We start from the raw sequence: 23,760 nt of genomic DNA, 5'->3' as shown, positions 1-23,760 counted from the left end.
TCATCGCATCCTACTGTTAATTTAATAATCCCTAACATATAACTACTTAGCAAATTAAAAAAGTAACAACAGGGATTAAAATGAAAAAGCTTTTAACACTTAGCCTCATTTTAGGCTGTAGCAATTTAGCCTACGCTGAAACAAATACACTACAACTGCAAGACGTGTTTAATTTAGAATATGCCAATCAAATAGATATAACCGAAGACGGTAAAACTGTTTATTTTGTGCGTAACCGCATGGATATAAAAACAGATCGCAAAGTTGGTAATATTTGGTCTGTTGATTACAAAACCAAACAAATGCAACCGCTAACCTCTGGCGTGCATATGGATTATTCGCCAGTACTCTCTCCTGATGGTCAACGCCTTGCGTTTATATCAACTCGCGATGGCAGCAGCCAAATATATATAAAATGGCTTAAAACAGGTGCTATGGCAAAAATTAGTAACTTAACGAGTAGTCCACGTTCGATTACATGGAACCCTGATTCTAACCAATTAATATTTAGCATGTTTGTTCCAAGCGCTAATTCAGCGCCAGTAAGCTTACCGGGCAAACCAAAAGATGCAACGTGGGCAGAGCCCGCAAAATTTATTGATGATGTTTATTATCGCTCAGATGGTGGCGGTTATACGCAAAAAGGTTTTAGCCAATTATTTTCCATAGACGCTAACGGTGGTAATGCCAAACAACTCACTCATGATGAATTTGATAACGCAGGCGATGTAAGTTTTAGTAACGATGGTAAGTCGCTTTATTTTTCTGCGAACAGGCACACAAACAACCAGCTAAAACCCACAAACAGTGAAATCTATCAACTCGAGTTAGCCACACAAAATATAACTAAAGTTACTGACCGAAACGGACCTGACGAGCAGCCTAAAGTATCGCCCGATGGTCGTTACTTAGCGTACACAGGTTACGATGATAAACGCACTAACTACGAAAACGCTCAGCTTTATATTCGTGATTTAAAAACAGGTAACACAACTAGCTTAACGCCAGATTTTGATCGTAGCGTAGGTCAAATAAAATGGAGTGCAAACTCCAAAGGCATATACTTTAGCTATGCAGATAAAGGTCAAACTGCCCTCGCCTATCAACCACGCAGCGGCAAGCGTAAAATTATAACAACCCAAATTGGCAGTGTTGCCTTTGGTCGCCCTTATTCTGGTGGCGACTTTGATGTAAGCGAAGGTGGCGAAGTAGCCTTTACCCTTGCAGATACTCAGCGTCCTGCTGATATAGCAACAATTAAACGCGGTAAAGCGCAGCGTTTAACTACCCTTAATGCAGATGCATTGGGCGACAAAGCTTTGGCTAAAGTGGAAGAAATTTGGATTAAATCAAGTCACGATGAGTTACCTATTCAAGGATGGATTGCTTACCCACCAGAATTTGACAGCAGCAAAAAATATCCGCTAATACTAGAAATACATGGCGGTCCAGTAGCTAATTACGGTCCACACTTTAGCGCTGAAATTCAGCTGTTTGCAGCCAAAGGAAATGTCGTTTTATACATGAACCCACGTGGCAGTGATTCATACGGTAAAGAGTTTGCACAAACTATTCATCATAATTATCCAAGTAACGATTTTGATGACTTAATGACAGGCGTTGATACGCTAATAGCGAAAGGCTTTATTGACGAGTCTAAATTGTTTGTAACCGGTGGCTCTGGTGGCGGTGTATTAACAGCTTGGATTGTGGGTCATACAGATCGCTTTGCTGCAGCTGTAGTTGCTAAGCCTGTTATTAATTGGATCAGTTTTGTACTAACTGCAGATTTTTACCCGTTTTTTGCTGATTACTGGTTTCCGGGTAAACCGTGGGATCACATTGAGCATTACATGAAGCGCTCGCCTATTAGTTATGTTGGAAACGTTAAAACTCCTACTATGTTGCTCACTGGCGAATCTGACTACCGTACACCAATATCAGAAACTGAGCAGTTTTATCAGGCATTAAAACTACAAGGCGTTGATACTGCAATGGTGCGCATTCCTAATGCATCGCATGGTATTACAGCTCGTCCATCAAACTTAATGACTAAAGTAGCTTATATTCAATGGTGGTTTGATAAACACACTAAATAAACTCTGGGTAATTAATTTATAGCTCAAATAAAAGCCACTTCAAATAAGTGGCTTTTGTATTTACCGCCTTAGTATTCAAACTGTAAACCCCCTTTACACTTCTGTGACAGTTAAATATCGGACTTAGCTAAAACTTCAGTTAGTAAAATTTCGGTTTATAGCATTTTTTGTAACTTGAGTTGGTAAAAAATCGGTTTGAGTCACTGTTTATAGCCTATCAGTTAGTAAAATTTTGTTTTATAGCACAGAGAAGTTAGTAAAAAATCGGTTTATAAATTCGCTAAGTTTGCCTATTAAAGCAAAAATCAGTCACTTACCTGCCTTTTAAAGTTGTTGTAAACGCTTTCTACAGCAAAATCACCCCAAATATGCCGTTTTATGAAAGGTTAGTTAAACTCTGATCTGTAAATCCACTCAGGTAGTTAAATAGTGATCCAACATGATTTGGCAAGGGCGTGTTGAACTTTGGTGGGTTAATTTGCAGCAGTATGTTTGGTTTTTAGGCAAGGCGGAGCTTATGTAGTGTGGTTATTCCCCATGAATAGGCGATAACGTAGCATAAATACCAAACATGCGCTGCCCTTTGGGTTCTTTCTAGGGACGATAAACTCTTTGTTGCTCGGTTTTTACTTAGCCCACTAGGTTACAAACCTCGCGCCGCGATTTAATCGCCCCTAGATTGAACAAATTTCAATCCACAAAGATCAACACGCCCTAGTTAAAGTCTGATCTGTAATTATGCTTCAATGTTCTAACTTTACTTAAAGCAATAAAAAAGGGCCTATTGGCCCTTGAGTAACACTATCTAGTTAGAAATTAAAACTGGTTCATGGTGTTGTCTTCACCACCGGCTTTTAGCGCGTTATCACCAGAGAAGTATTCTTTGTGCGTATCGCCCATGTTAGACCCTGCTAGGTCTTGGTGCTTAACAGAAGCTTGCTCACGGCGAATTTCTTGGCGTTGTACATCACGTACATAAGCCAGCATACCCATATCGCCAAAATAACCTTCTGATAAAATATCAGTGCTCAACGCAGCTGTATGGTACGTAGGCAGAGTAATTAAGTGATGGAAAATACCTGCTTCACGTGCGCCATCGCGCTGGAAGTTTTGCACTAGTAAATCGGCTGCTTGCGCAAGTTCTGTTGCATCCATTTCTGGTGCCATAAGGCCTTTATTGTCGCCAAGGCTTGGGTAAGCACTAAGGTCACGGCCTGCTTCTTCCCACTCTTGATACACTTGCTCACGAAACTTAAGCGTCCAGTTAAACGAAGGCGAGTTGTTGTATACCAGTTTTGCATTTGGCACGTGTTCTTTTACACGATTTACCAGTTCTGCAATTTGCTTAACATGAGGTTTTTCTGTTTCAATCCACAGTAAATCAGCGCCCGACTGCAAGCTCGTAATACAATCTAGTACTACGCGGTCTTTTTCAGTGCCTTCGCGGAATTGAAATAAACCGTTATCTAGGCGAGTTGGTTTACATAACTGGCCATTAATTTTCATTGCTGTGTCGCCTTCATTCAAGTCATCGACACCGTTAATTGGCGTCGTTTCTAAAAATGCATTGTATTGGCTTGCTAAGTCACCTGGTGTTTGCGACACAGGTACTTTTTGAGTAAGGCTTGCACCTAATGAATCTGTACGTGCCACAATAATACCGTTATCAATACCAAGTTCTAAAAAGGCGTAACGTACAGCGTTAATCTTTGCTAAAAAGTCTTCGTGTGGAACGGTCACCTTACCCGCTTGGTGACCACATTGTTTGGCGTCAGATACTTGGTTTTCTATTTGAATGGCACACGCACCGGCTTCAATCATTTTTTTAGCCAGTAAGTAAGTTGCTTCTTCGTTACCAAAACCTGCGTCAATATCAGCAATAATTGGCACAACATGAGTTTCAAAGTTGTCTATTTTATCAATAACAGCTTGAACGTCACCGCCATTCGCTTTTGCTGCATCTAGGTCGTTAAACAAGTGGTCTAGTTCACGTGCATCAGCTTGCTTTAAAAATGTGTAAATTTCTTCAATTAATGCAGGTACCGATGTTTTTTCGTGCATGCTTTGATCTGGCAGCGGACCAAATGCAGAGCGAAGTGCTGCAACCATCCAGCCACTTAAGTATACATAGCTGCGTTTAGTTGTTTTTTGATGGCGCTTAATAGCCATCATCATTTGTTGGGCAGTAAAGCCATGCCAACACCCTAAAGATTGGGTGTACAGGCTTGTGTCGGCGTCATATGCAGCCATATCTTCACGCATAACGTCTGCTGTGTATTGCGCAATTTCAATCCCTGTACGAAAACGGTTTTGTAAACGCATACGGCTTGCGTATTCAGGGTTAATAGCTTTCCATGCGCTGCCTTGTGATTGGCAAAGAGTAGAGAGTGTGTCTGTTTCGCGTTGATATGTTGTCATAATAAAATCCTTCGAACGAGTGTGTAATACCAACCTGCATAAATCTTTGATCAATTTAACGAATTAAATTGCACTATAACGTCGTTAAAAATTTTTTATTTAGAATAACTAGATACAAAAATTTTTGCCTAGCTCTAGCGTAATTTTCTTAACGTTAAATAGACCCCATACATAAGCAGATTGGTATAAATTATTTTAATGTTGTGAGAGTGGCTAGGAGTGTGTGCTCCGTTTCGCTTGATTCAACATTAGGCTCCTTTTCTAGATTTAGTAAATTTATAGTTGTTATTGTGGCTATACATTTTGTGAATGGCTAAAAAGCACTCAACATTGCCTTTTTGAGTTATTGTTGCCTTAACGCATAAGCACACAACAACATCGCGACCGTTTAAGGAAGGCAATTATGTCCCACACTCTCACACATTCAGGACTCAGCGTAGACACACAACTCGCTGATTTTGTTAAAAATCAATTACTACCAGGCACTCACTTAAGTGAGCATCAATTTTGGCAAAGCTTTGCACATATAGTTCAAACACTTACCCCTACAAATAAGGCACTGCTTGAAAAGCGAGAATTGCTTCAACAGCAAATAGATGACTACCATCTTGCTAATAAAACGTGGGATAGCGTTAAGTACCATGCCTTTTTGCAAGATATTGGCTATTTAGTTAAAGAGCCTACCAACTTTGAAATTGAAACCCAAAATGTAGAACCCGAAGTAGCCCTTACAGCAGGTCCTCAGTTGGTTGTGCCTGTAAGTAACGCACGCTTTGCACTTAATGCCGCTAACGCACGTTGGGGTTCGTTATACGACGCTTTATACGGTACAGATGTGTTAAGCGAAGACGATGGAGCCGAAAAAGGCAATACCTACAATCCTGTTCGTGGTTTTAAGGTAATGGCCTACGCTCGCCAGTTTTTAGATAAAGCATTGCCGCTCACTAATGGCTCGCATATAGAAAGCACTAATTATTCAGTAGTAGATGGCGCACTTTTAATTACGTTACGTGATAGCTCTCAAACCACATTAGCTAACCCATCTCAGCTTATTGGCTATCAAGGAGAAGCACAAAACCCAACCGTAGTGTTATTAAAAAACAATGATTTACACATAGAGCTACATATCGATCACCACCACATTATTGGCCAAGCAGATAAAGCAGGCTTAAAAGATGTAGTGCTAGAGGCCGCGCTTACAACCATTATGGATTGTGAAGATTCTGTAGCTGCGGTAGATGCAGAAGATAAAGTACAAGTTTATAAAAATTGGCTTGGTTTGATGCAAGGTAACCTAGTTGAATCGTTCAAAAAAGGCGATAAAACTGTAGAGCGTACTCTGCAAAGTGATAAAACATACACCGCACTTGATGGTGGCACCGTTACTTTAAAAGGCCGTAGCATGATGTTTGTTAGAAACGTTGGCCATTTAATGACGAACCCTGCTATTACCGATGTGTACAATCAACCGGTATTTGAAGGCATTATGGATGCGATGTTTACTGCCACCGCTGCCCTGCACGACCTAAATAAAAAAACAGGTATAAAAAACTCAAGCGCGCAAAGTATTAATATAGTAAAACCAAAAATGCATGGCCCTGAAGAGGTAGCGTTTACTAACACTTTATTTAGCTTAGTAGAGGAAGCGCTAAGCTTACCTAAAAACACGCTTAAAATGGGTATTATGGATGAAGAACGCCGTACTTCTGTAAACCTAAAAGCCTGTATTTATGCAGCTAAAGAGCGCGTTGTATTTATAAATACTGGATTTTTAGACCGCACAGGCGATGAAATTCATACCTCTATGCAAGCGGGCGTTGTGCTTCCAAAAGCACAGATTAAGCAGCAACCATGGATACAAGCTTATGAGGATCGCAACGTCGATATTGGCCTTGCTTGTGGCTTAAGTCATAAAGCACAAATAGGTAAAGGCATGTGGCCAATGCCAGATAAAATGGCATTAATGATGGAGCAAAAACAAGCTCACCCTAAATCAGGCGCTAATACTGCATGGGTGCCCTCCCCTACAGCCGCTACTCTGCATGCAATGCATTATCACGATATAAACGTATTTACCGAGCAGCAAAGTATAGCCAAGCGAACTATTGCGAGCCTTAATGACCTGCTTACACCGCCGCTAATGACAGACCCTAAAAGGCTTTCAAAAGAAGATATTCAAAGCGAGCTTGAAAACAACGCACAAGGCATTTTAGGTTACGTTGTACGTTGGATTGATCAAGGTGTTGGCTGCTCAAAAGTACCCGACATTAACCATATCGGGCTAATGGAAGACAGAGCAACACTGCGTATTTCAAGCCAGCATATGGCTAATTGGTTGCTAAATGGCGTGTGTTCACAGGCGCAAATAAAATCAACAATGGCTAAAATGGCCAAAGTAGTTAATGGTCAAAACGAGCACGACGCTGCGTATACACCCATGGCAATAAACGAAGAAACCCTTAATAACAGCATTGCGTTTCAAGCTGCACTTGCACTGGTTTTGGAGGGGGTAACACAACCTAGTGGTTACACTGAACCACTACTACATAGCTACCGTATAAAATATAAAGCACAAAAAACGAATACGCTTTAACCGCTTAAGCAAAGTTCAGATTAAGTGCTAAACCAGCTTTTAAGCTGGTTTTTTATCGCCTAAAATTAGAATAACATCACTTTTAAGGCATTTTAAAAATATATATTCAAATAAGCATAATACACATGAATATCTAACATTTATTCAAACGTAAAAAAATGTGTTTTGCATACACAAAACACGCTTTTTAAAGCTTTAGCTAATTAAATCTAATTTTTTACAATGGCATTGTGATAAATATTTTGTACATCGTCACAATCTTCAAGCATATTTATAAACTTATCAAAGTTAGCAATAACTTCTTCGTCTTCAATTTCAATATTAACTTGAGGAATAAACGTAATTTCGTCTACTTCAAAGTTAATGCCTTCAAATGCGTCTTCAAGGGCAGTTTTAGCTTTAAAATATTCTGTTGGTGGTGCAAATACCGATATTTTACCGTCCTCGGCTTCAACATCGCTAACATCAACATCAGCCATCATTAATGCTTCTAATACTATTTCGTCGTCATCACCCGCAAAGCCAAGTACCGCATAATGATCAAACATATGTGCTACGCAGCCAGGAGTACCAATTTTTGAGTCTGTTTTAGTAAACGGTAAGCGTACATCTTTAATTGTACGGTTCGGATTGTCAGTTAAACAGTCAACTATAACCATGCAATTACCAGGACCATAGCCTTCGTAACGGGCAACAGAGTAATCTTCCCCTGCGCCACCGGCTGCTTTTTCAATTGCTTTTTCAATAACGTGTGCGGGTACTTGGTCTTTTTTAGCTTTTTCGATTAGACGGCGTAGTGTTTGATTTACTTCGGGATCGGGATCGCCACTTTTTGCTGCAACGTAAATCTCTTTACCATACTTTGAGTTTACTTTTGTTTTTGCATTGGCTGTTTTGATCATAGAACTTTGACGAACTACAAATGCTCTGCCCATTTTGTGCCCCTAATGAATACGTTACGTTTTGCGGTATTTTACCAATTCAAAACGTATTGGGCTAGGAACAAACGTTATTTTGTAATTTAAATAACGTAGCACTTATTCTTAAATAAATTTAATAGTACGCTATTTAACATAACTCTATTTTTTCAGAATAACTCTCAACTAATGTCACTAATTCAACAAAGTCATGTAAAACGTAATCTGCCTGATCGGCATAAGCAGGCGTTGACTCTGGAGCGTATAAACACGCGCGCATATTTGCATTGTGCGCAGCTTGAATGTCGTAAAGGTAATCGCCTACATAAAGTAAATTTCTGGCGTTAATGTTCCAAAGTGTAGCAATGGCATTTAAAGCGCTGGGATCTGGCTTTGCTGGGGCATCGCTTCGCGTTAAAACTGTGCTGATAGGGAGTGGATTATTTTGTAATTTAATTGCCGCTGCTTTATCAAAATTGCGAGTAACAATCGCCATCGGAATATTTTTAGACTTTAAAGCATGAATAGCTTCACTCACACCAGGTAATATACTGGCATGTTGTGCATCTATTAATTCGTGTTGGTGAACTATATTCATTGCCTCTTCACGCATATACGGTGAGGGCAACTGAGCAATGTAATCAAGTAAGTCTTGCTCGCAAGGGCAACCTATTTGGGCCTTTATTAATGCAAAATCTAATTCTGATGAAACCAATGTTCCATCTAAATCAAAAATCACTCCAAAAATAGCCTCAACCTGAGTAGTCATATCATTCCCTGAATTTAGTTATTACTAAATGAAATTTAAACATAAAATTCTCTACTGCTTATGCCCTAGGCCGGTAAATACAAAGGGATAAATGAAACTAACTATATTTAAATATTAATACGCACCATTATCAATCTATTGATAACAAAGTAATTTAAGTGCTTGATATATCATGCGCAAAAAAAAGTAAATATACAAATTGAACTCACAAATTTTACGTAAATTTACAAATAACAGATCAAACATGAACGCAGTTTAAACGTATGAAGAAAACGCGCACATAAACAACTGCTGTGCGCGTCGGTTGGGGAAGTTTTAAATATTAATTTTGCTCAAAGCGGGCTTCGAGCCAAGTATCATCTTGAGCAAAGTTTAAAGTTTTAATCTTACCTTTGCCCTCAACGTTTACCATATTTACCTGAGATGGCCATAAATCACGAAGTGCGCCATTACTCATTTTAATTCCTTCAATGTTTTCAGGAATTGGTGCTTCTTGGTAAACCCAAAAAAACTTACCATCAACTTGTGCTCCCACAAAGTTAAGTGGTAAAGGTTCACCACTTAACGTTTGTAGAGCAACATGCGATTCAACATACTTAGCAAAACGTTGTTGGTCGGCTTTATTACTAATAATATCAATTTTGCCTTTAAACAATGTTCCTACGGCGTGTTCGGTATCATGTAAATAAAAGCGATGCATTAATTCAACATTATGCGTTCGTTTATTAAAAAGCACGGTTGTAACTGACGATTTTAGTTGATGCGCCATACTTGGCGCAGCAACTAAAAGGCAAACAATAATAAGCAAAAAGCGCATTATTGCTGCTCCTCACCGTCATCCTTTTCGTCTTTCTTCTCATCAGTTTTAAGCTCAGTTTTAATATCTTGCATGATATCGCGACTTACTTTAGCTTTACTCTTTTCCTTTTTAAACACTTCAATACGTGAAGGAATAATACGACGAGGGTAGTTATTGTTTTCAACATCTACGTCAGCTGTTTCCCAGCCTGGATCGACAGTAACTGATACAAGCGGTTTGTTTTTATCGGTAACAATCAGCTTTTGAACGTTCTTATAATTACGACGCCAAATTTCAGCAGGAATATAGCGCTCTTCTTTAGTGCCATCTTCATATGTTAGTTCTAATAAAATAGGCATTACCAAACCACCAAGGTTTGAAAATTCCATAACGTAATAGTTTTTATCTTCTTCTAAAGCACGCTCAAGCGTTTTACGCTCCCACGGCTCTAAGCCTTTTAAAAACTTATTGTACGAGTTACGTTCTTTATTGGTTACAGTAAAACGGTCGTTTTCGTCATAAAAATCGGTAACATCAGAGTTTTTCTCAACCCATGTTTTTTTACCTTGTGCGCGGTTACGCTCAACAAATAATGAAGTAGGTTTGTCTGCTTCAATATCACGTAAACGGCTGTAATCAATATCAGGGTTTTTAGTGTCTAAACGTAGTTGATATACTTTATCTAAAGAGATATCTACATGGTCTGTGGTGTAAAACCAGCCACGCCAAAACCAATCTAAATCAACACCAGAGGCTTCTTCCATTGTACGGAAAAAATCAGCTGGAGTAGGGCGCTTGTATTTCCAGCGCTGAGCATACTCTTTAAATGCAAAGTCGAATAAGTCACGGCCTAAAATTACTTCACGTAAAATATTAAGGGCTGCTGCAGGTTTAGTATAAGCATTAGGACCTAAGCGTAATACACTGTCTGACTGAGTCATAACAGGTACTTGGTTTTCAGACTTCATGTAGCTCACTATATCGCGAGGCTCAACACCCCAAGGAATAGTAGGATCCCATTCACGACCAGCAACGCCATCTAAAAAGCTGTTTAAGCCTTCATCCATCCACGTCCATTGGCGCTCATCTGAGTTAACAATCATTGGAAAGTAAATATGACCCACTTCATGAATAACTACGCCAAGTAAAAAGCGCTTTTCAGCTTGAGAATAAGTACGTGTACCATCATCTTGTAACTTAGTACGCGGGCCGTTAAAGGTAATCATTGGGTATTCCATACCGCCAACAGGGCCATTTACCGATTGCGCAGTTGGGTATGGGTAGTCAAAAGAATACTTAGAGTACACTTCCATTGTGTGTACTACCGCTTCAGTTGAGTACTTCTCCCATAAGTCACCACCTTCTTTAGGGAAGAACGACATTGCCATAACTAAAGGTTGAACGTCACCACCTTGCTGATAACCCTTTGCATCCCACATAAACTTACGAGACGACGCCCAAGCAAAGTCACGTACATTTTGCGCTTTAAAGTGCCACGTTTTAGTTTTGTCGGTGCCTTCTTTTTCGTTTTCTAGCGCTTCTTCTGCGTTAACAATAAACACAGGACGCTTAGATGTTTCGGCTTGCTTTAAACGTTTACGCTGAGTACTTGTAAGTACTTTGCTCGCGTTATCAAGTTTACCTGTTGCCGATACAATGTGATCTGCCGGAACAGTAATCTCAACATCGTAATCACCAAACTCAAGCGTAAACTCACCTGAGCCTAAAAACGGCTTGTTTGTCCATGCTTCGTAATCGGTATAAGCCGCTAAACGAGGAAACCACTGAGCAATTAAGAATATGTCGTTGCCGTCTTCTTCAAAGTGCTCGTAACCAGAACGTGCACCCACTGCATCTTCTTCAACAATGTTGAAGGCAAAGTTCATGCTAAATTCTACTTCTTTACCTGGCTTTAATGGCTCGTTTAAATCGATGCGCATTAAGGTATCAACTACAGTTACGCGTAGCTCTTTACCATCGTCATCTTTTACGCCACTGATTGTATAACCCAGTTCGTTGTCGCTCATAAATTGCTGACGGCGTAAGTCGCCTAAACTTAATTTAGCGGGCTTTTGAGCTGGTAGGCTTTCTAAAGTGCTTTTAAACGTTTTAGTTGTTTCGGCAATAGAGTCACTTTTAAAAATATTTTGATCTAACTGTAACCATAAATATTTAAGCGTATGTGGTGAGTTATTTTTATATTCAATGCTTTGGCTACCGGTAATGCGGTGCTTTTTTTCATCTAGCTTCACATCAATATCGTAATTTACACGTTGCTGCCAGTATTTTTCACCGGGTTCGCCAGCGGCACTACGATAAACATTGGGTGTAGGAAGTGCTTCGTCTAATTGACGAAATTTATCAACAAAAGAACCTTTTGTTTGCTCAACCGAAGACGCCATAGCTGCACTCGATATTGCGAACGGCAATACAAAAGCACTTAGCGTAAGACCTATTTTTTTCATTGTTAGTCCTAATATAATTTTGTGAGCGTACTTTGACAAATATACCAGTTAGCTTCAATAAATTAGCGACCAAGTACCGTATTTTTAGGGTGATGTTCACTTAGTTTTTTAGATTGAAAAATACAATTATTTTGTAACAAAATACGAATAGATAAAAACTGTAAAGGGGGTTTACAAAATTGGGTTTTAATAATGGTTTTGATCGGTTAAATACAAAGTCCCAGAACTTAAAAAAATATCATTCATTTTATATATATTGCTAAAAAAGTATTGCTTTGGCATTACCAGGTAAACCATTAATCCTACGTATAAGTATTACTAATTCGCAACAAGTAAAATGGCCTAAAAGCCCTTTCTACTGAACAAAAACACAGTGAAACGAGTAAATAATTGGCTCAAATATTGCCGAACTTCATTAATATTCGCTATTTGTACGATAAATGACAAATAGTGTAATTTTAGGTTGATCTTTAGTGCTGTTTATATTTAAAATCGCCAACCTTTTTATTTGAGGCAAATAAATTCGTCACATTTATCCTCAAATTAATATCGATTACTAGCAAGAAATGCGGTGGGCTTATGGATTTTTACATCCTAAAAAAACAACAAGAACTAATTGCGATTCCAGCAAGTGAGAATAACTGTAAGCAGTATCTCGATTCGGGTTATTTTTATATCGATAAAGTAGCAGCGTGCAACGAAACTAATGCACTAAAGGCGCTACACGCAAAACAAACTAAAACGTTAAAAATTCCATTATTAATGGCACTTTTAGCATTACCGGTTGTTTTTTCAGCTTGGTACAGTTTAACCTAACGTAATGCATGCCTTAGGCTTGCATCTTTAACAGCCTTGGGTATATTGGCGCTCTTACGGTTTTATTAAGAGCGCGACATGAAAGTCCTCCACACCTCAGATTGGCACCTTGGCCAACAATTTTACGAACACGATCGCCGTGTTGAACATCAAGCTTTTTTTACATGGTTATTAGCCACTCTTGTTGAACAACAAATAGACTTACTTTTAGTTGCGGGCGATATTTATCATACAGCGACACCAAGTGCTAGCGCCGAAAATCAGCTTTATCAATTTATTAAAGACGCCAAAAAAGCATGCCCACTATTACACGTAGTGATTATTGCGGGTAACCACGACTCTGCAAATCGTATTTTGGCAGCTCAGCCATTACTTGCACAGTTTGATACTCACGTAGTAGGGCGCTTTGATGTCGCAACACTCGATGAAACTGTTATTACCATAAATACCAATGGTAAACGCGCTGTAATCGTCGCTATGCCATTTTTACGCGCAAGTGATGTAAGTTTACTTAGCCAAACCGAAAGCGGCCCTAGTTATGCTCAAGGCGTTTCAAAAGCTTACGAACTTGCACTAGAGCAAGCTACTAATATAAACGAGCAAAACTCACCATTAATAGTTATGGGGCATTTACACGCAAAAGGCGGGGATATTTCAAGTGATTCTGAGCGTAACTTAGTAATAGGTGGTGAAGAGTCTATTTCTGCTAATGTATTTGGTAAACAAGCCAACTACGTCGCTCTTGGGCACTTACACAAAGCGCAACAAGTCGCTAAAAGTGATGTTATTCGATACAGCGGCACACCTATCCCTATGTCGTTTTCAGAACGTAACTACACGCACCAAGTAAATGTTGTTGAGTTTATTATTGATGAAAAACAACATATTAGTACAACTGTAAACCCCCTTTACATTCCGCGCTCTGCCGATGTGATTATTTTACCAAAAGGGGAGTGTGTACCATTAAGCGAACTATGCGAGCAAATTAAAGCGCTCGACACCGCACAAAATATAATAGCGCCTTATTTACGTGTAAAGCTTAAATCAAGCGATACCGACACCACCTTCAGAGAACAAATAGAACAAGCACTTGAAGGCAAGCATATTAAATTTTGTGGTATTGAACGTGTACGTGAGCAATCAGCGCAAAATGACGACAACACCGTATTTGAAGATTTAAGCGAAGTTGAAATGCTCAATCCACTAAACCTATTAGAACAAGCATTCGCAAACGATAAAGACATGGCAGGGCAAAGCGTACCCGATGAGCTAAAAGCACTTTTAAGTGACGTGATAAACGAGCTAACGGAGCAGGAACAACTATGAAAATAACCGCAGTTCGTATTCATAATTTAGCCTCAATAGTTGACGCTGAAATAGATTTTACTAAAGCTCCATTAAAAGACGCAGGTCTATTTGCCATTACTGGCGATACTGGCGCTGGTAAAAGTACCTTTTTAGATGCCATTTGTTTAGCCCTTTATACAAAAACAGCGAGGCTGCGCGGTGATAAAGGTAACTTAATTGAGTTTAACGGCGACAGCATTAAGCTTAATGATGCGCGAAACTTGCTACGCAGAGGTACATGGGAAGGCTACGCCGAGGTCGACTTTTTAGGACAAGATAAACAGCTTTATCGTGCGCGCTATACAATTGCACGGACCCATAAAAAAGTAACAGGCAAACTTAAAGTAGCAGAGCACACTTTAGTAACCCTGCCAGACGAAACCCTTATAGCTGACAAAAGCCACACAATAAAAGAAGTCGAGAGTAAAATAGGGCTTAACTTTGAGCAGTTCTCCCGTGCCGTACTTTTAGCACAACATGAGTTTGCTGCGTTTTTAAAAGCCACTGGCGATGAGCGAGCGCAACTTTTAGAGTGCTTAACAGGTACCGATAAATTTAGCCGTATTGGCGTGCGTATTTTTGAACGTCATAAAGAGCAAGTAGCAAAGCTTGAAGCGCTTAAAGCAGGCCTTCAAAGCTATACTTTGCTAGCACCAGAAGAACTTGAGCTACAACAAACCAAGTTAACCGATTTAAAAGCGCAAACCGAACACACTAAAAAAGAGCTATCCAAAACCGAAAAAGCACTTAACTGGTATCAGCAAGCTACAGTACTTGAGCAAAACTTACTGCAAGCACAGCAAACCCAGCAACAAGCAAGCTCAGCGCTTGAAAGTATTACCTCACAAAGCGAGCAGGCAAAACAAGCCAAGCAGGCGCTTGAAATAAAAGATAACCGCAGCCGTTTTAATTTGTTAACCGATCAAAATACGGCTTTGGATCAGCAAATAACATCGCTTAAAAGTGTTGATCATTTAGCGGTAATTAACGAGCGTAATACCGCGCTTACTAAGCATACCGAGCTGCTTAATAACGCCAATGAGCAAAAACAAAATGCAGCGCCCGTTATAGCTAAAGCGCGAGAGCTCGACAGCAATATTGCCTTGCAAACTCAAGCTGTAAAAGGTACTGAGTCGCAAATAACCAAAGAGCAATCTCAGTTTGATGAGTTCACACAGCAGCTTAAACAAAGCAATAGCGAGCTTGAACTCGCTAATACCGAATCAACTAAAAGCCAGCAATGGCTTAATGAGCATGCACAGCTGCATGTTTTAGCAAAAGACTGGAGCTACTATCAGCAAAGCTTTAATACCTACTTAAATGCACAGCAGCAATTAACCGCAAACCTTGCACAAAGCCAAACTCTTAATAGCGAGCTTGCAAGTCAGAGCGATCTTTTAAATGCGCAAAATAATAAAGTGCAGCAGTGCGAGGTGGCACTTAGTGGTGAGCAATCAACTTTACAGGCATTAAATACTCAGCTTAATGAATTTAATGCAGAGCACTGCGACGCGCAGCTAAAAAGTATTGATTACTTAAAAGAGCAGCGAGAGCGCTACGGGCAATTTAACGCAGAACTAAAACAAAGCACTCAACGCCAACAAGTACTTAATCAGCAGTTAAATGAAAGCCAGCAAGCCCATGCTTTACTTAATCAGCATTTAATAACCAGCGAGCAAGCGCTTAAAGGTAGCGAGTACGCACTCAACCAAGCGCGCTTAAGAGCCAGCGAAAACGTAGAACATTTACGCACAGAGCTTCGCCCTAATGAGCCTTGTTTAGTGTGCGGCGCAACTGAGCACCCGTATGCGGTAAATCAAAATCAGCAATTAAATAACTTAATTACTGATTTTGAAAATGCTTTTAATATAGCTAAAAAGCAATTTGACCATGCACAAAGCGAGCTGCATAAGCACCAAACTCAACACGCCGTATTAACTGCTGAACACGGACAACTTGAGCAAGTAATACAAACAGCAAAAGCCAAACAGCTCGACATTAAAAATACCATGCAAGGCGCACGTACAGAGCTTAACGACTTAACGCCTGATCAGCTTGAAGTAACTTATAAGCAGTTAACGGAGCAAAAAGCGCAATACTTTGAGCAGCAAAAACGTCAACGTACACTGCAAACTAAAGTAAATGAGCTACTTGCAGCACTTAAAGCAGAGCAGCAAGTACAGCAGCAACTTAGTAATAAACACCTTGAGCTTACACATCAGCAAAACCAAATAACGAGTAAGCAAAGCGAGCTTAGTGCGCAAATTAACGAGCTCGGTACAACGCTCAATAGCCAATTTGAAAATAGTGATTTTTGGCAGCAACTACAAGCCAATACGCTTGAACTTAGCGAGCTGCACGAGCAGGTTACGCAGTATCAGCAAACTCAAACGCAACTTGAGCAAAGCCAAAAACGTCAAGACACAGCTAATGAACAAATAAAGCAGCTCACACCGCTTATAAGTAACAACGAGCAGTCGTTAAAAGCACTTAATGAAGAGCTTGTAAAAGCTAAAAATTTACTAAGCACTGTACAAAGTGAGCGCTTAGCTTTATTTAATAACGAGCAAATAAGTGCAGACGACTACCAAGCAAAACTTACAAGTGCGCAAGAGCAACTGCAATCGCAGGTTCAAGCGAGTCAAAAAGCATATGACGACGCTATAAAACAACGAGATGAGCACGCCATAACGCTTAAAAATGTAGAGCAACGCTTACTTGAAAACAGCCAAGAGCTAGCAACGCTTGAGGCACGTTATAACCAGTGGTTTACTGACTTTAAAGCGCAATATAGCAATGCAACGCACGAACAGGTCAAAATTTTACTAACGCTTAGTAGCGAGACTATTAAAGCGCATTTAACTCAGCACGAGCAGTTAACTCAAGCCCTAACAGATGCAAACGCCGCATTAAAACAGCAGCAACTTACGCTTGAAAAACACAACAGTAGCGATAAACCAACGCAAAGTGCAGAGGCTTTAAGTACGCAACTAAGCAGCTTAAACGAGCAACAAACGCAGCTGCAAAATTCATTACTAGCAACTAATACCGCTATTGAGCAACACAACCAAAACGCAAAAGCGCTTGAAGGTAAGCAGGCTGAGTTAACTAAACTTAAAACGCTGGTTGAACAGTGGCATTTGCTTAATAAAGTCTTGGGTGATGCAACGGGTAAAACCATGCGTAACTTAGCGCAAACACAAACGTTAAAAATATTACTGCATTATGCCAACAGCCATTTAAAAACGCTCAATAAACGCTACGAATTAACCGCCATAGCGCAAACACTCGACATTGCAATTATTGACCGCGACATGGCCGACGAGCAACGCTCTGTTAATACACTCTCAGGCGGGGAGTCATTTTTAGTATCGCTCGCACTTGCACTTGGTTTAGCATCGCTTTCGTCAAACAAAGTACAAATCAATTCTTTGTTTATTGACGAAGGGTTTGGTACGTTAGACAGCGAAACCCTAAGCATTGCAATGGACGCTTTGGATTCTTTGCAAGCACAAGGCAGAAAAGTAGGCGTTATATCGCACGTAACACAAATGAGCGAGCGTGTAGCCACTCAAGTGCATGTAGCCAAAAAGCCAGGTGGATATTCCACAGTTGAAGTTTTATAAGCAACATTACTGAAAACAAGGAGATACAATGCCAACGTTTACAGGCGAGCAAGCAACACAATACGATAGCCGTATAACCCGTTTAGTTCCTGGTTATGAATTATTACATCAGCTCACTAACGCACAGCTAAAAGCAACGCTAAGCGATAATGCGCATATTTTAGTAGTAGGGGCAGGCACAGGCAAAGAAGTACTTGCACTGGCTGCATTAAACCCTACATGGCAATTTACCGCGCAAGATACATCAGCCGATATGCTTGCTATCGCGAAGCAGCAATTTGATGAGCAAGGCATAGCAAGCCGCGTCAATATTCACAACGGACCTGTTAATAAATTATCGGTTAAAGCCGATGCCGTTTTATGTTTATTGGTAATGCATTTTGTACAAGATAATGGCGATAAAAAAGAGTTATTAAAAGCGATTAAAGGAAGCCTTAAAAAAGACGCCAACCTTTATATTGCAGATTTAATGCGCCCTGAAACTTCATTTGAGCGCGAAGCTCAGCTTACAACGTGCGCGCAATTGGGTTTAACCGAAACAGGTAAAACACAAACAGGGCACGACTTAGAAAATGAGTTTTACCCGCTAGATAGAATGCGCTTTAGCGAACTGCTAAATGAGTGCAAATTTGGCATTCCGAAGCTGTATTTTAAAGCGCTAGGTTTTAGTGGGTATGTAGTTTAAGTTTTACAAGCTGAACAAGCACCCGCGATTCAGCACCAATAAAAACACCGAGTGAACAAACTCGGTGTTTTTATGTAAACCTCTCTACACCACGCTTTTATTTTATACGTAGGTCGGTTAAGCGAAGCGCCACCCGACGCTCTAATATCCACATCACTCAGATCATTGCTGTGCCAGCAATCCTAACCAATCTCTCCAAGCGCTTTCATTGCAGCTTGTGCTTTATCTGTTTGTACAAAAATATGGTCGTGATAAAACGCAGCTACTACATTAGCGCTAATGCCATGCTCAGTCAGCTTTGCAGATACCGCAGCAGTTAGCCCAACGGCCTCTAAGCTTGAATGTACATTAAGAGTAATTAAATTATATTTACCCTCGTAAGTAATACCTGCTTTATCGGCGGTTTCAGCTTTTAAAATAAGGGTTAGCCCTTCCTCTTCAACATAAGTGGCAAGTGGCTCTAAATGAACATAATCGGCAAGTGAGCCTGCTAAGCAACAAAAAATATACTCGCCTTGCTTAAGCGCTGGCTGCATTGATTTTAATAATTCGTTTAACTCTAAAATTCCGGCCATGGTCGTTCCTTACAATGTGTTATTTAACCTGAACTCTGGTTAAGATATTTACTAACATATTAAATTATTTTGATATTTAAATTTATTTTCTCTAGCCAGAGATTTTCAGTGAAAGCAAGGCGAATTTACGCGTCAATAGCTGGCCTATTGCAAGTAAATTCAACGCAGTTAGCGCTGAAAATAGCTGCTTGAGATAGATTTATTATCCAGAGTTCAGGTTATTTAGTCATTTTTAGCTGCGCGACTAGTTCGCTTAATCTCGCAATTTTTATATTACTTAACTGTCTATAATCAAAATATGGGCACACAATAATGTTGTTACTGGTGTCTATTGCAAACTCGTCGTCGAGCCAATCAAATTGTGCATGTAACTTACCTTGTTGTAATAAGTTTTTAGCGTGCGTACGACCGGCAATTATGTGCAACTGGTTTTTATTGCTAGTAGCTTTATTTGCACACGTAATAGTAGTGTTAGGCGCGCTAAATAGCAGGGCAGTTTTACTGTTTTTTTGCAGTAAATACTCATCGCGATATTGTTGCCAAGTAGAGGCTTGTTTAGCAAATGAATAATGCTCACTTGGCAGGGCAAATAGCACTTTTGCGTACACGTTAAACACTTTGCGCCAACCATTACCACAGTGCTGGTTTATGGTATTTATTTGCTCATTTATAACCGGCTCAAGGCATTCGAGTGTTTCAAAAAACGGCATTGGCGGCGCTTTTGCTACGTATACCGCCACGCTAAATTGCGTATCACCTAAGCCAACTAATTGGGTATTCAAGTTAGTTAGCCTTGTTTTGCGCTAAAATACGGTCGAGGTTATTTGCAAAGTTTTGGCGATCGGTTTGGCTAAGTGGCGGCGGCCCACCACTCATTTCTACGCCACTTGAGCGCATGGTATCCATAAAGTCTCGCACGTTAAGTATTGAGCGGATATTCTCGGTGGTATAAAGCTCGCCACGCGGGTTGAGTGCTTGCCCGCCGTTATCAATTACTTCACTTGCTAGCGGAATATCGCCCGTAATAACTAAATCGCCTTTTTCAATACGTTTTACTATTTCGTCGTCGGCTACATCAAACCCTGACGATACTTGTACGTGGCTTATGTATTTTGACGGCGGGATACGCATTGCGTGATTAGCCACTAAAATAGTCTCGATTTTCATACGCTCAGCAGCTCTAAAAAGTATTTCTTTTATAACAACAGGACACGCGTCTGCATCTACCCAAATTTTCATGCTATGGTCATTTTTATTGCTTTAGAATTAATATGATCCTATAGCAATTTTTTTTAATCGGCTAGCAAACTTTATACTCATCTATATTTAGATAATACGTACTATTTATGTAATTTAAAAAGGAGCTTACATGAAGGCTATTAAATACGGTTTACTTATTACAGGGCTATTTTTTCTTAGTGCTTGCACCAGCCCTCCTGAGGGAATAACACCTGTTAAAAACTTTGATATACAAAAATATAAAGGAAAATGGTTTGAAATAGCACGGCTCAATCACTCATTCGAAGAAGGTATGGAGCAAGTTACCGCGACTTATTCAATTAACGACGACGGCACAGTAAAGGTCCTTAACAAAGGGTATTTAACGGATGATAAAAAATGGGATGACGCCGAAGGCTTAGCCAAGTTTGTTGAGGGCACTGACACCGGGCATTTTAAAGTCTCGTTTTTTGGTCCATTTTATGGCGCTTACGTGATTTTTGAACTTGACCAACCCGATTATCAATATGCATTTATAACCAGTTACAACAAAGATTACTTGTGGTTTTTATCGCGTACACCAACGGTTAGCAAAGAGCTTAAAGAACACTTTTTAACTAAAGCTAAAGAGTTGGGCTTTGCTACCGATGAAATAATTTGGGTTGAGCAATAAACAATGTAAAGCCCCTTTACAGTAGTAATAAAAGAGTCACCTAACTGTAAAGTAACTTAAATATATTATGGTTATATTGTGTGTACTTGCCGTGAGACAGTAAGTATTGGAAACACTGAATATCCCCTATTGTTGGCAAGCTATATAGCTTGCCATTTTTTTTGCCTAATCTATGGGAAAGTAACGGATCACGTTTTTACTAACTAAGGCTAGTTTAATGCTAAAAACAACCCACTTAGTACAACTAACACGCTATTTAAAACACTAAACCACTTTACGTAGCCTACTAAAAAATTATAAAAAACCATTATAATTAAGACACTTAGGCTCATAAACCCGCAAAATAGTAATGTTCCATAACCACCTTGAGTAACTATACAAAGCACCAAGCTTAGTAAAATACTGATCCAAGCAGCTAATAGCAGCTTTTTACGTTGGGATTCTGTAGGGCGTTTTTTAAATACATCTTTAAAATGATTATACTTAGCCAGCGCAAAACAGTTAAAACTGAGCAGGCATAGGCTAAACCCAAGTAAATCAATCATGGTTTTTGCCTTTTAAGGTTATTAGATTGACTAGGGCTGATTATTTTTGAGTTGTTTTTAGCAGTACGTAATTTTTCGGTTTGTATAAAAAATAATATACTAAATAACAAAAACAGTGCATCAAAAGTAAATAAAGCCCACTGTTTGTGCATCAAATAGCTAACTATATTACCGTTAGTTGTAAGTGCATTAATAACCGGTACGCTTAAACATGCAACAGCATTTATAGCTGCCATAACTCGCCATTGCAGTGTGTCGCGCTTTATAAGTGCTAAAAGAGCAACTGCTAGCCATGTTAAAAAGAACGCGAGTATTTCTTTATCGGCGCGCTCTGCGGTAGTTGGGCTAAGTAGTCTGTTAGCAATAAAAAATGCACACGTTGCCAGTGGAAGTCCCATAATAGTGGCTAGGTTTAACCCTTCAACTAGTTTTAAACCAAACGAAGGTTTAACGTTATTTTTAGTTCGCTCGCGAATTCGCTTAGCCCACATAATACAGCCAGAGCCAATCATTACACAGCCTGCAATACCGCCTAATACGTATAACCAGCGCAACAACCACGTAGCTAAACGCCCCGTATGCATTGAATTAAGCGACTCGTAAAGCGCTTTGCTGCTAGTTAGTTCGTCATCAGTTTTAGCGACCATTTGCCCTGTAGCACCACTAAATATTAAGCGTGGTGCTTGGTCACGTAGTGTTTTACCTGCGCTTACCAATACGGTAATTGTTGAAGCTGCCATATTTGGTTGGTTAACTTGTACGCGAGTAATATCTGCATGAGGCCACTTAGTATAAACCTGATCCAAAATGCTTTTAATCGGCACCATTGACGATTCGCCTTGGGCTTTATCGGTCATGGTGTTGCGAGGCGTTACATCATTAAAAAAGCCACGCATGCCGTCATCGTAAGACGTTTGCGCAGGGTAAGGGAACAACATAAATATAAGCGTAATAATGCCTGTGTAAGTAATCATTAAATGAAAAGGAAGGGCAAGCACAGAGCTTAAATTATGGGCATCTAACCATGTACGGCTGCCTTTGTTGCGTCTAAAGCTAAACATATCTTTAAAAATACGCTTATGAATAACCACACCCGATATAATGGCAATTAGCATAAAAAAGCTAGCAAAGCACACAATCCAGCGTGCGGTTATTGCATCCATGTAATGTAAATCATAGTGCAGCCGATAAAAAAAGTTACCACCTTTAGTATCTACAAAGGGCTCAAGCTCTTTCATGGTATTGGGGTTTAACTGTGTGTTTTTAAACTGGCTGCGGCGCTGGCCTGGCTCTTTTGGCTTTGCATAACCATAAATTAAATAAGGAATACGCGGCTCAGGTAATGTAATACGCCAGCTTGATGAGTTAGCTCCATGGTTAGCTAAGTAATCGAACCCTGTAATTATTTGTTGTTTTTGCGCTTCTATACGCTGTGTTTGGGCTTGTACATTATGTATGGCAGGTTGATTCCACAGCGTTATTTCGTCTCTAAAAAAGCTAAGTGTTCCTGCAAAAAATATTAAATATAATAACCAACAAACGAGTAACCCTACCCAAGTGTGTAACCAAGTCATCGATCTGAAAAAGCTGTCTTTCATACCCAACCCTTTAGTAATACAAGCAATCCGATAAACGCACCTGTACTTAGTAAAATACTGATCCACACTTTTCTTAATGATTTAACGCTAAAGGCATAAATAAATACTACGGCATAAATTAAAATGCTGATTGAAACACTAAACAGTACAGCGTCTTGCTTAGCTATTGGCAATACAAAACTTAATAACGCAGTACTTGCAGAGGTAAAGGCATAGCCACCAATTATGGCAATAAAAAAACGTAAAAATACCAAAACTCGATAACTGCTTACGCTTTTTACTATAAGCGCAATTACGTTAACCTTATCGAATGGCGCACTGTGCAAAGGTGCCTGCATAGTTAATTAATCCCTTTATTTAAAGCTGAGGATAAAACAAAGGCGCTATTATATATGTTACAAATACAAAAGATAGCTATTCTCATTTACGGCGACTAACTTTTAGTAAATTATCCTTCTTACTTAACCTGAACCTTGGTTAACAGGTTTTATACGTATTGAATTATGGTGATATTTAAATTTATTTTCTCTAGCGCTGAAAATAGCTGCTCGAGATAGATTTATTATCCAGAGTTCAGATTACTTAGTAAAATACTGATCTGTTATTGTTTAATGATA

General features: G+C 39.6%; 18 protein-coding genes. 7 read left to right on the top strand and 11 right to left on the bottom strand.

The window, feature by feature from the left end; translation table 11 throughout:
- Window positions 1-80 precede the first annotated feature (80 nt).
- Complete coding sequence (locus tag I6F43_RS00240) at window positions 81-2,099, top strand: S9 family peptidase (protein ID WP_197100390.1); 2,019 nt, start codon at window positions 81-83, stop codon at window positions 2,097-2,099.
- An 816-nt stretch (window positions 2,100-2,915) separates the two neighbouring features.
- Here the strand turns inward: I6F43_RS00240 and I6F43_RS00235 are convergent.
- Window positions 2,916-4,517, bottom strand: coding sequence for an isocitrate lyase (locus I6F43_RS00235; RefSeq protein WP_007583624.1), 1,602 nt, complete (start codon window positions 4,515-4,517; stop codon window positions 2,916-2,918).
- 403 nt (window positions 4,518-4,920) lie between these two features.
- On the opposite strand from I6F43_RS00235, the gene I6F43_RS00230 reads away from it, so the two are divergent.
- Window positions 4,921-7,110, top strand: coding sequence for a malate synthase G (locus tag I6F43_RS00230; protein ID WP_197100389.1), 2,190 nt, complete (start codon window positions 4,921-4,923; stop codon window positions 7,108-7,110).
- Between the two features lie 209 nt (window positions 7,111-7,319).
- On the opposite strand, the gene I6F43_RS00225 is transcribed toward I6F43_RS00230, so the two are convergent.
- The 4 genes from I6F43_RS00225 to I6F43_RS00210 form a co-directional block, all read right to left on the bottom strand.
- A complete protein-coding gene (locus tag I6F43_RS00225) occupies window positions 7,320-8,045 on the bottom strand; it encodes a YebC/PmpR family DNA-binding transcriptional regulator (protein ID WP_007583619.1) in 726 nt (241 codons plus the stop codon).
- 133 nt (window positions 8,046-8,178) lie between these two features.
- On the bottom strand, window positions 8,179-8,796 hold the full coding sequence (locus I6F43_RS00220) for an HAD family hydrolase (protein WP_007583617.1): 618 nt from the start codon (window positions 8,794-8,796) through the stop codon (window positions 8,179-8,181).
- Between the two features lie 322 nt (window positions 8,797-9,118).
- On the bottom strand, window positions 9,119-9,613 hold the full coding sequence (locus I6F43_RS00215; RefSeq protein WP_007583614.1) for a DUF6702 family protein: 495 nt from the start codon (window positions 9,611-9,613) through the stop codon (window positions 9,119-9,121).
- On the bottom strand, window positions 9,613-12,060 hold the full coding sequence (locus tag I6F43_RS00210; protein WP_165721980.1) for a M1 family metallopeptidase: 2,448 nt from the start codon (window positions 12,058-12,060) through the stop codon (window positions 9,613-9,615). Before I6F43_RS00210 ends, I6F43_RS00215 begins: the two co-directional genes overlap by 1 nt.
- Before the next feature lie 579 nt (window positions 12,061-12,639).
- Here I6F43_RS00210 and I6F43_RS00205 point away from each other — a divergent pair.
- The 4 genes from I6F43_RS00205 to I6F43_RS00190 all read left to right on the top strand — a co-directional run bounded on the left by I6F43_RS00205 (window position 12,640) and on the right by I6F43_RS00190 (window position 18,534).
- Window positions 12,640-12,876 (top strand): hypothetical protein, encoded by a 237-nt coding sequence (locus I6F43_RS00205; RefSeq protein WP_002959190.1) that lies wholly within the window; start codon window positions 12,640-12,642, stop codon window positions 12,874-12,876.
- 78 nt (window positions 12,877-12,954) lie between these two features.
- Window positions 12,955-14,202 carry an exonuclease SbcCD subunit D C-terminal domain-containing protein gene (locus tag I6F43_RS00200; protein WP_197100388.1) on the top strand — a complete coding sequence of 416 codons (1,248 nt, stop codon included), beginning with the start codon at window positions 12,955-12,957 and terminating at the stop codon, window positions 14,200-14,202.
- A complete protein-coding gene (locus I6F43_RS00195; protein ID WP_165726419.1) occupies window positions 14,199-17,849 on the top strand; it encodes an SbcC/MukB-like Walker B domain-containing protein in 3,651 nt (1,216 codons plus the stop codon). Before I6F43_RS00200 ends, I6F43_RS00195 begins: the two co-directional genes overlap by 4 nt.
- Before the next feature lie 28 nt (window positions 17,850-17,877).
- Complete coding sequence (locus tag I6F43_RS00190; RefSeq protein ID WP_010552879.1) at window positions 17,878-18,534, top strand: class I SAM-dependent methyltransferase; 657 nt, start codon at window positions 17,878-17,880, stop codon at window positions 18,532-18,534.
- 182 nt (window positions 18,535-18,716) lie between these two features.
- Here I6F43_RS00190 and I6F43_RS00185 read toward each other — a convergent pair whose 3' ends face one another.
- The 3 genes from I6F43_RS00185 to I6F43_RS00175 all read right to left on the bottom strand — a co-directional run bounded on the left by I6F43_RS00185 (window position 18,717) and on the right by I6F43_RS00175 (window position 20,348).
- Window positions 18,717-19,109, bottom strand: a complete 393-nt coding sequence (locus I6F43_RS00185; RefSeq protein ID WP_024592701.1) for an ACT domain-containing protein — start codon at window positions 19,107-19,109, stop codon at window positions 18,717-18,719.
- 218 nt (window positions 19,110-19,327) lie between these two features.
- A complete protein-coding gene (locus I6F43_RS00180) occupies window positions 19,328-19,891 on the bottom strand; it encodes a DUF6942 family protein (RefSeq protein WP_007376691.1) in 564 nt (187 codons plus the stop codon).
- Window position 19,892: 1 nt separating this feature from the next.
- Window positions 19,893-20,348, bottom strand: a complete 456-nt coding sequence (locus I6F43_RS00175) for a YaiI/YqxD family protein (protein ID WP_197100387.1) — start codon at window positions 20,346-20,348, stop codon at window positions 19,893-19,895.
- Window positions 20,349-20,478: 130 nt separating this feature from the next.
- Here I6F43_RS00175 and I6F43_RS00170 point away from each other — a divergent pair, with 130 nt between their 5' ends.
- Window positions 20,479-21,000 (top strand): lipocalin family protein, encoded by a 522-nt coding sequence (locus I6F43_RS00170; RefSeq protein ID WP_007376693.1) that lies wholly within the window; start codon window positions 20,479-20,481, stop codon window positions 20,998-21,000.
- Window positions 21,001-21,209: 209 nt separating this feature from the next.
- Here the strand turns inward: I6F43_RS00170 and I6F43_RS00165 are convergent, their stop codons facing one another.
- From I6F43_RS00165 to I6F43_RS00155, 3 genes are read right to left on the bottom strand one after another with little or no spacing between them, the layout of a single operon-like run.
- Window positions 21,210-21,545: a DUF3325 domain-containing protein gene (locus I6F43_RS00165; RefSeq protein WP_007583595.1), complete on the bottom strand. Its 336-nt coding sequence runs from the start codon at window positions 21,543-21,545 to the stop codon at window positions 21,210-21,212.
- Window positions 21,542-23,143, bottom strand: a complete 1,602-nt coding sequence (locus I6F43_RS00160; protein WP_197100386.1) for a PepSY-associated TM helix domain-containing protein — start codon at window positions 23,141-23,143, stop codon at window positions 21,542-21,544. Before I6F43_RS00160 ends, I6F43_RS00165 begins: the two co-directional genes overlap by 4 nt.
- The gene (locus I6F43_RS00155; RefSeq protein ID WP_007583591.1) at window positions 23,140-23,481 is read right to left on the bottom strand and encodes a hypothetical protein; all 342 of its coding nucleotides are present in this window, start codon (window positions 23,479-23,481) and stop codon (window positions 23,140-23,142) included. Before I6F43_RS00155 ends, I6F43_RS00160 begins: the two co-directional genes overlap by 4 nt.
- Window positions 23,482-23,760: the final 279 nt, after the last annotated feature.

This window comes from Pseudoalteromonas sp. NZS71_1, assembly GCF_015864305.1.
Lineage (GTDB): Bacteria > Pseudomonadota > Gammaproteobacteria > Enterobacterales > Alteromonadaceae > Pseudoalteromonas > Pseudoalteromonas arctica.
This window is presented reverse-complemented; position numbering and strand designations above follow the sequence as displayed.

Bases quoted from the DNA above. Each gene is read 5' to 3' on its own strand.
- I6F43_RS00205 (WP_002959190.1), top strand. From the start codon at position 12,640: ATGGATTTTTACATCCTAAAAAAACAACAAGAACTAATTGCGATTCCA.
- I6F43_RS00215 (WP_007583614.1), bottom strand. From the start codon at position 9,613: ATGCGCTTTTTGCTTATTATTGTTTGCCTTTTAGTTGCTGCGCCAAGT.
- I6F43_RS00185 (WP_024592701.1), bottom strand. From the start codon at position 19,109: ATGGCCGGAATTTTAGAGTTAAACGAATTATTAAAATCAATGCAGCCA.
- I6F43_RS00165 (WP_007583595.1), bottom strand. From the start codon at position 21,545: ATGATTGATTTACTTGGGTTTAGCCTATGCCTGCTCAGTTTTAACTGT.
- I6F43_RS00170 (WP_007376693.1), top strand. From the start codon at position 20,479: ATGAAGGCTATTAAATACGGTTTACTTATTACAGGGCTATTTTTTCTT.
- I6F43_RS00225 (WP_007583619.1), bottom strand. From the start codon at position 8,045: ATGGGCAGAGCATTTGTAGTTCGTCAAAGTTCTATGATCAAAACAGCC.
- I6F43_RS00160 (WP_197100386.1), bottom strand. From the start codon at position 23,143: ATGAAAGACAGCTTTTTCAGATCGATGACTTGGTTACACACTTGGGTA.
- I6F43_RS00195 (WP_165726419.1), top strand. From the start codon at position 14,199: ATGAAAATAACCGCAGTTCGTATTCATAATTTAGCCTCAATAGTTGAC.
- I6F43_RS00200 (WP_197100388.1), top strand. From the start codon at position 12,955: ATGAAAGTCCTCCACACCTCAGATTGGCACCTTGGCCAACAATTTTAC.
- I6F43_RS00235 (WP_007583624.1), bottom strand. From the start codon at position 4,517: ATGACAACATATCAACGCGAAACAGACACACTCTCTACTCTTTGCCAA.
- I6F43_RS00240 (WP_197100390.1), top strand. From the start codon at position 81: ATGAAAAAGCTTTTAACACTTAGCCTCATTTTAGGCTGTAGCAATTTA.
- I6F43_RS00210 (WP_165721980.1), bottom strand. From the start codon at position 12,060: ATGAAAAAAATAGGTCTTACGCTAAGTGCTTTTGTATTGCCGTTCGCA.
- I6F43_RS00175 (WP_197100387.1), bottom strand. From the start codon at position 20,348: ATGAAAATTTGGGTAGATGCAGACGCGTGTCCTGTTGTTATAAAAGAA.
- I6F43_RS00220 (WP_007583617.1), bottom strand. From the start codon at position 8,796: ATGACTACTCAGGTTGAGGCTATTTTTGGAGTGATTTTTGATTTAGAT.
- I6F43_RS00155 (WP_007583591.1), bottom strand. From the start codon at position 23,481: ATGCAGGCACCTTTGCACAGTGCGCCATTCGATAAGGTTAACGTAATT.
- I6F43_RS00190 (WP_010552879.1), top strand. From the start codon at position 17,878: ATGCCAACGTTTACAGGCGAGCAAGCAACACAATACGATAGCCGTATA.
- I6F43_RS00230 (WP_197100389.1), top strand. From the start codon at position 4,921: ATGTCCCACACTCTCACACATTCAGGACTCAGCGTAGACACACAACTC.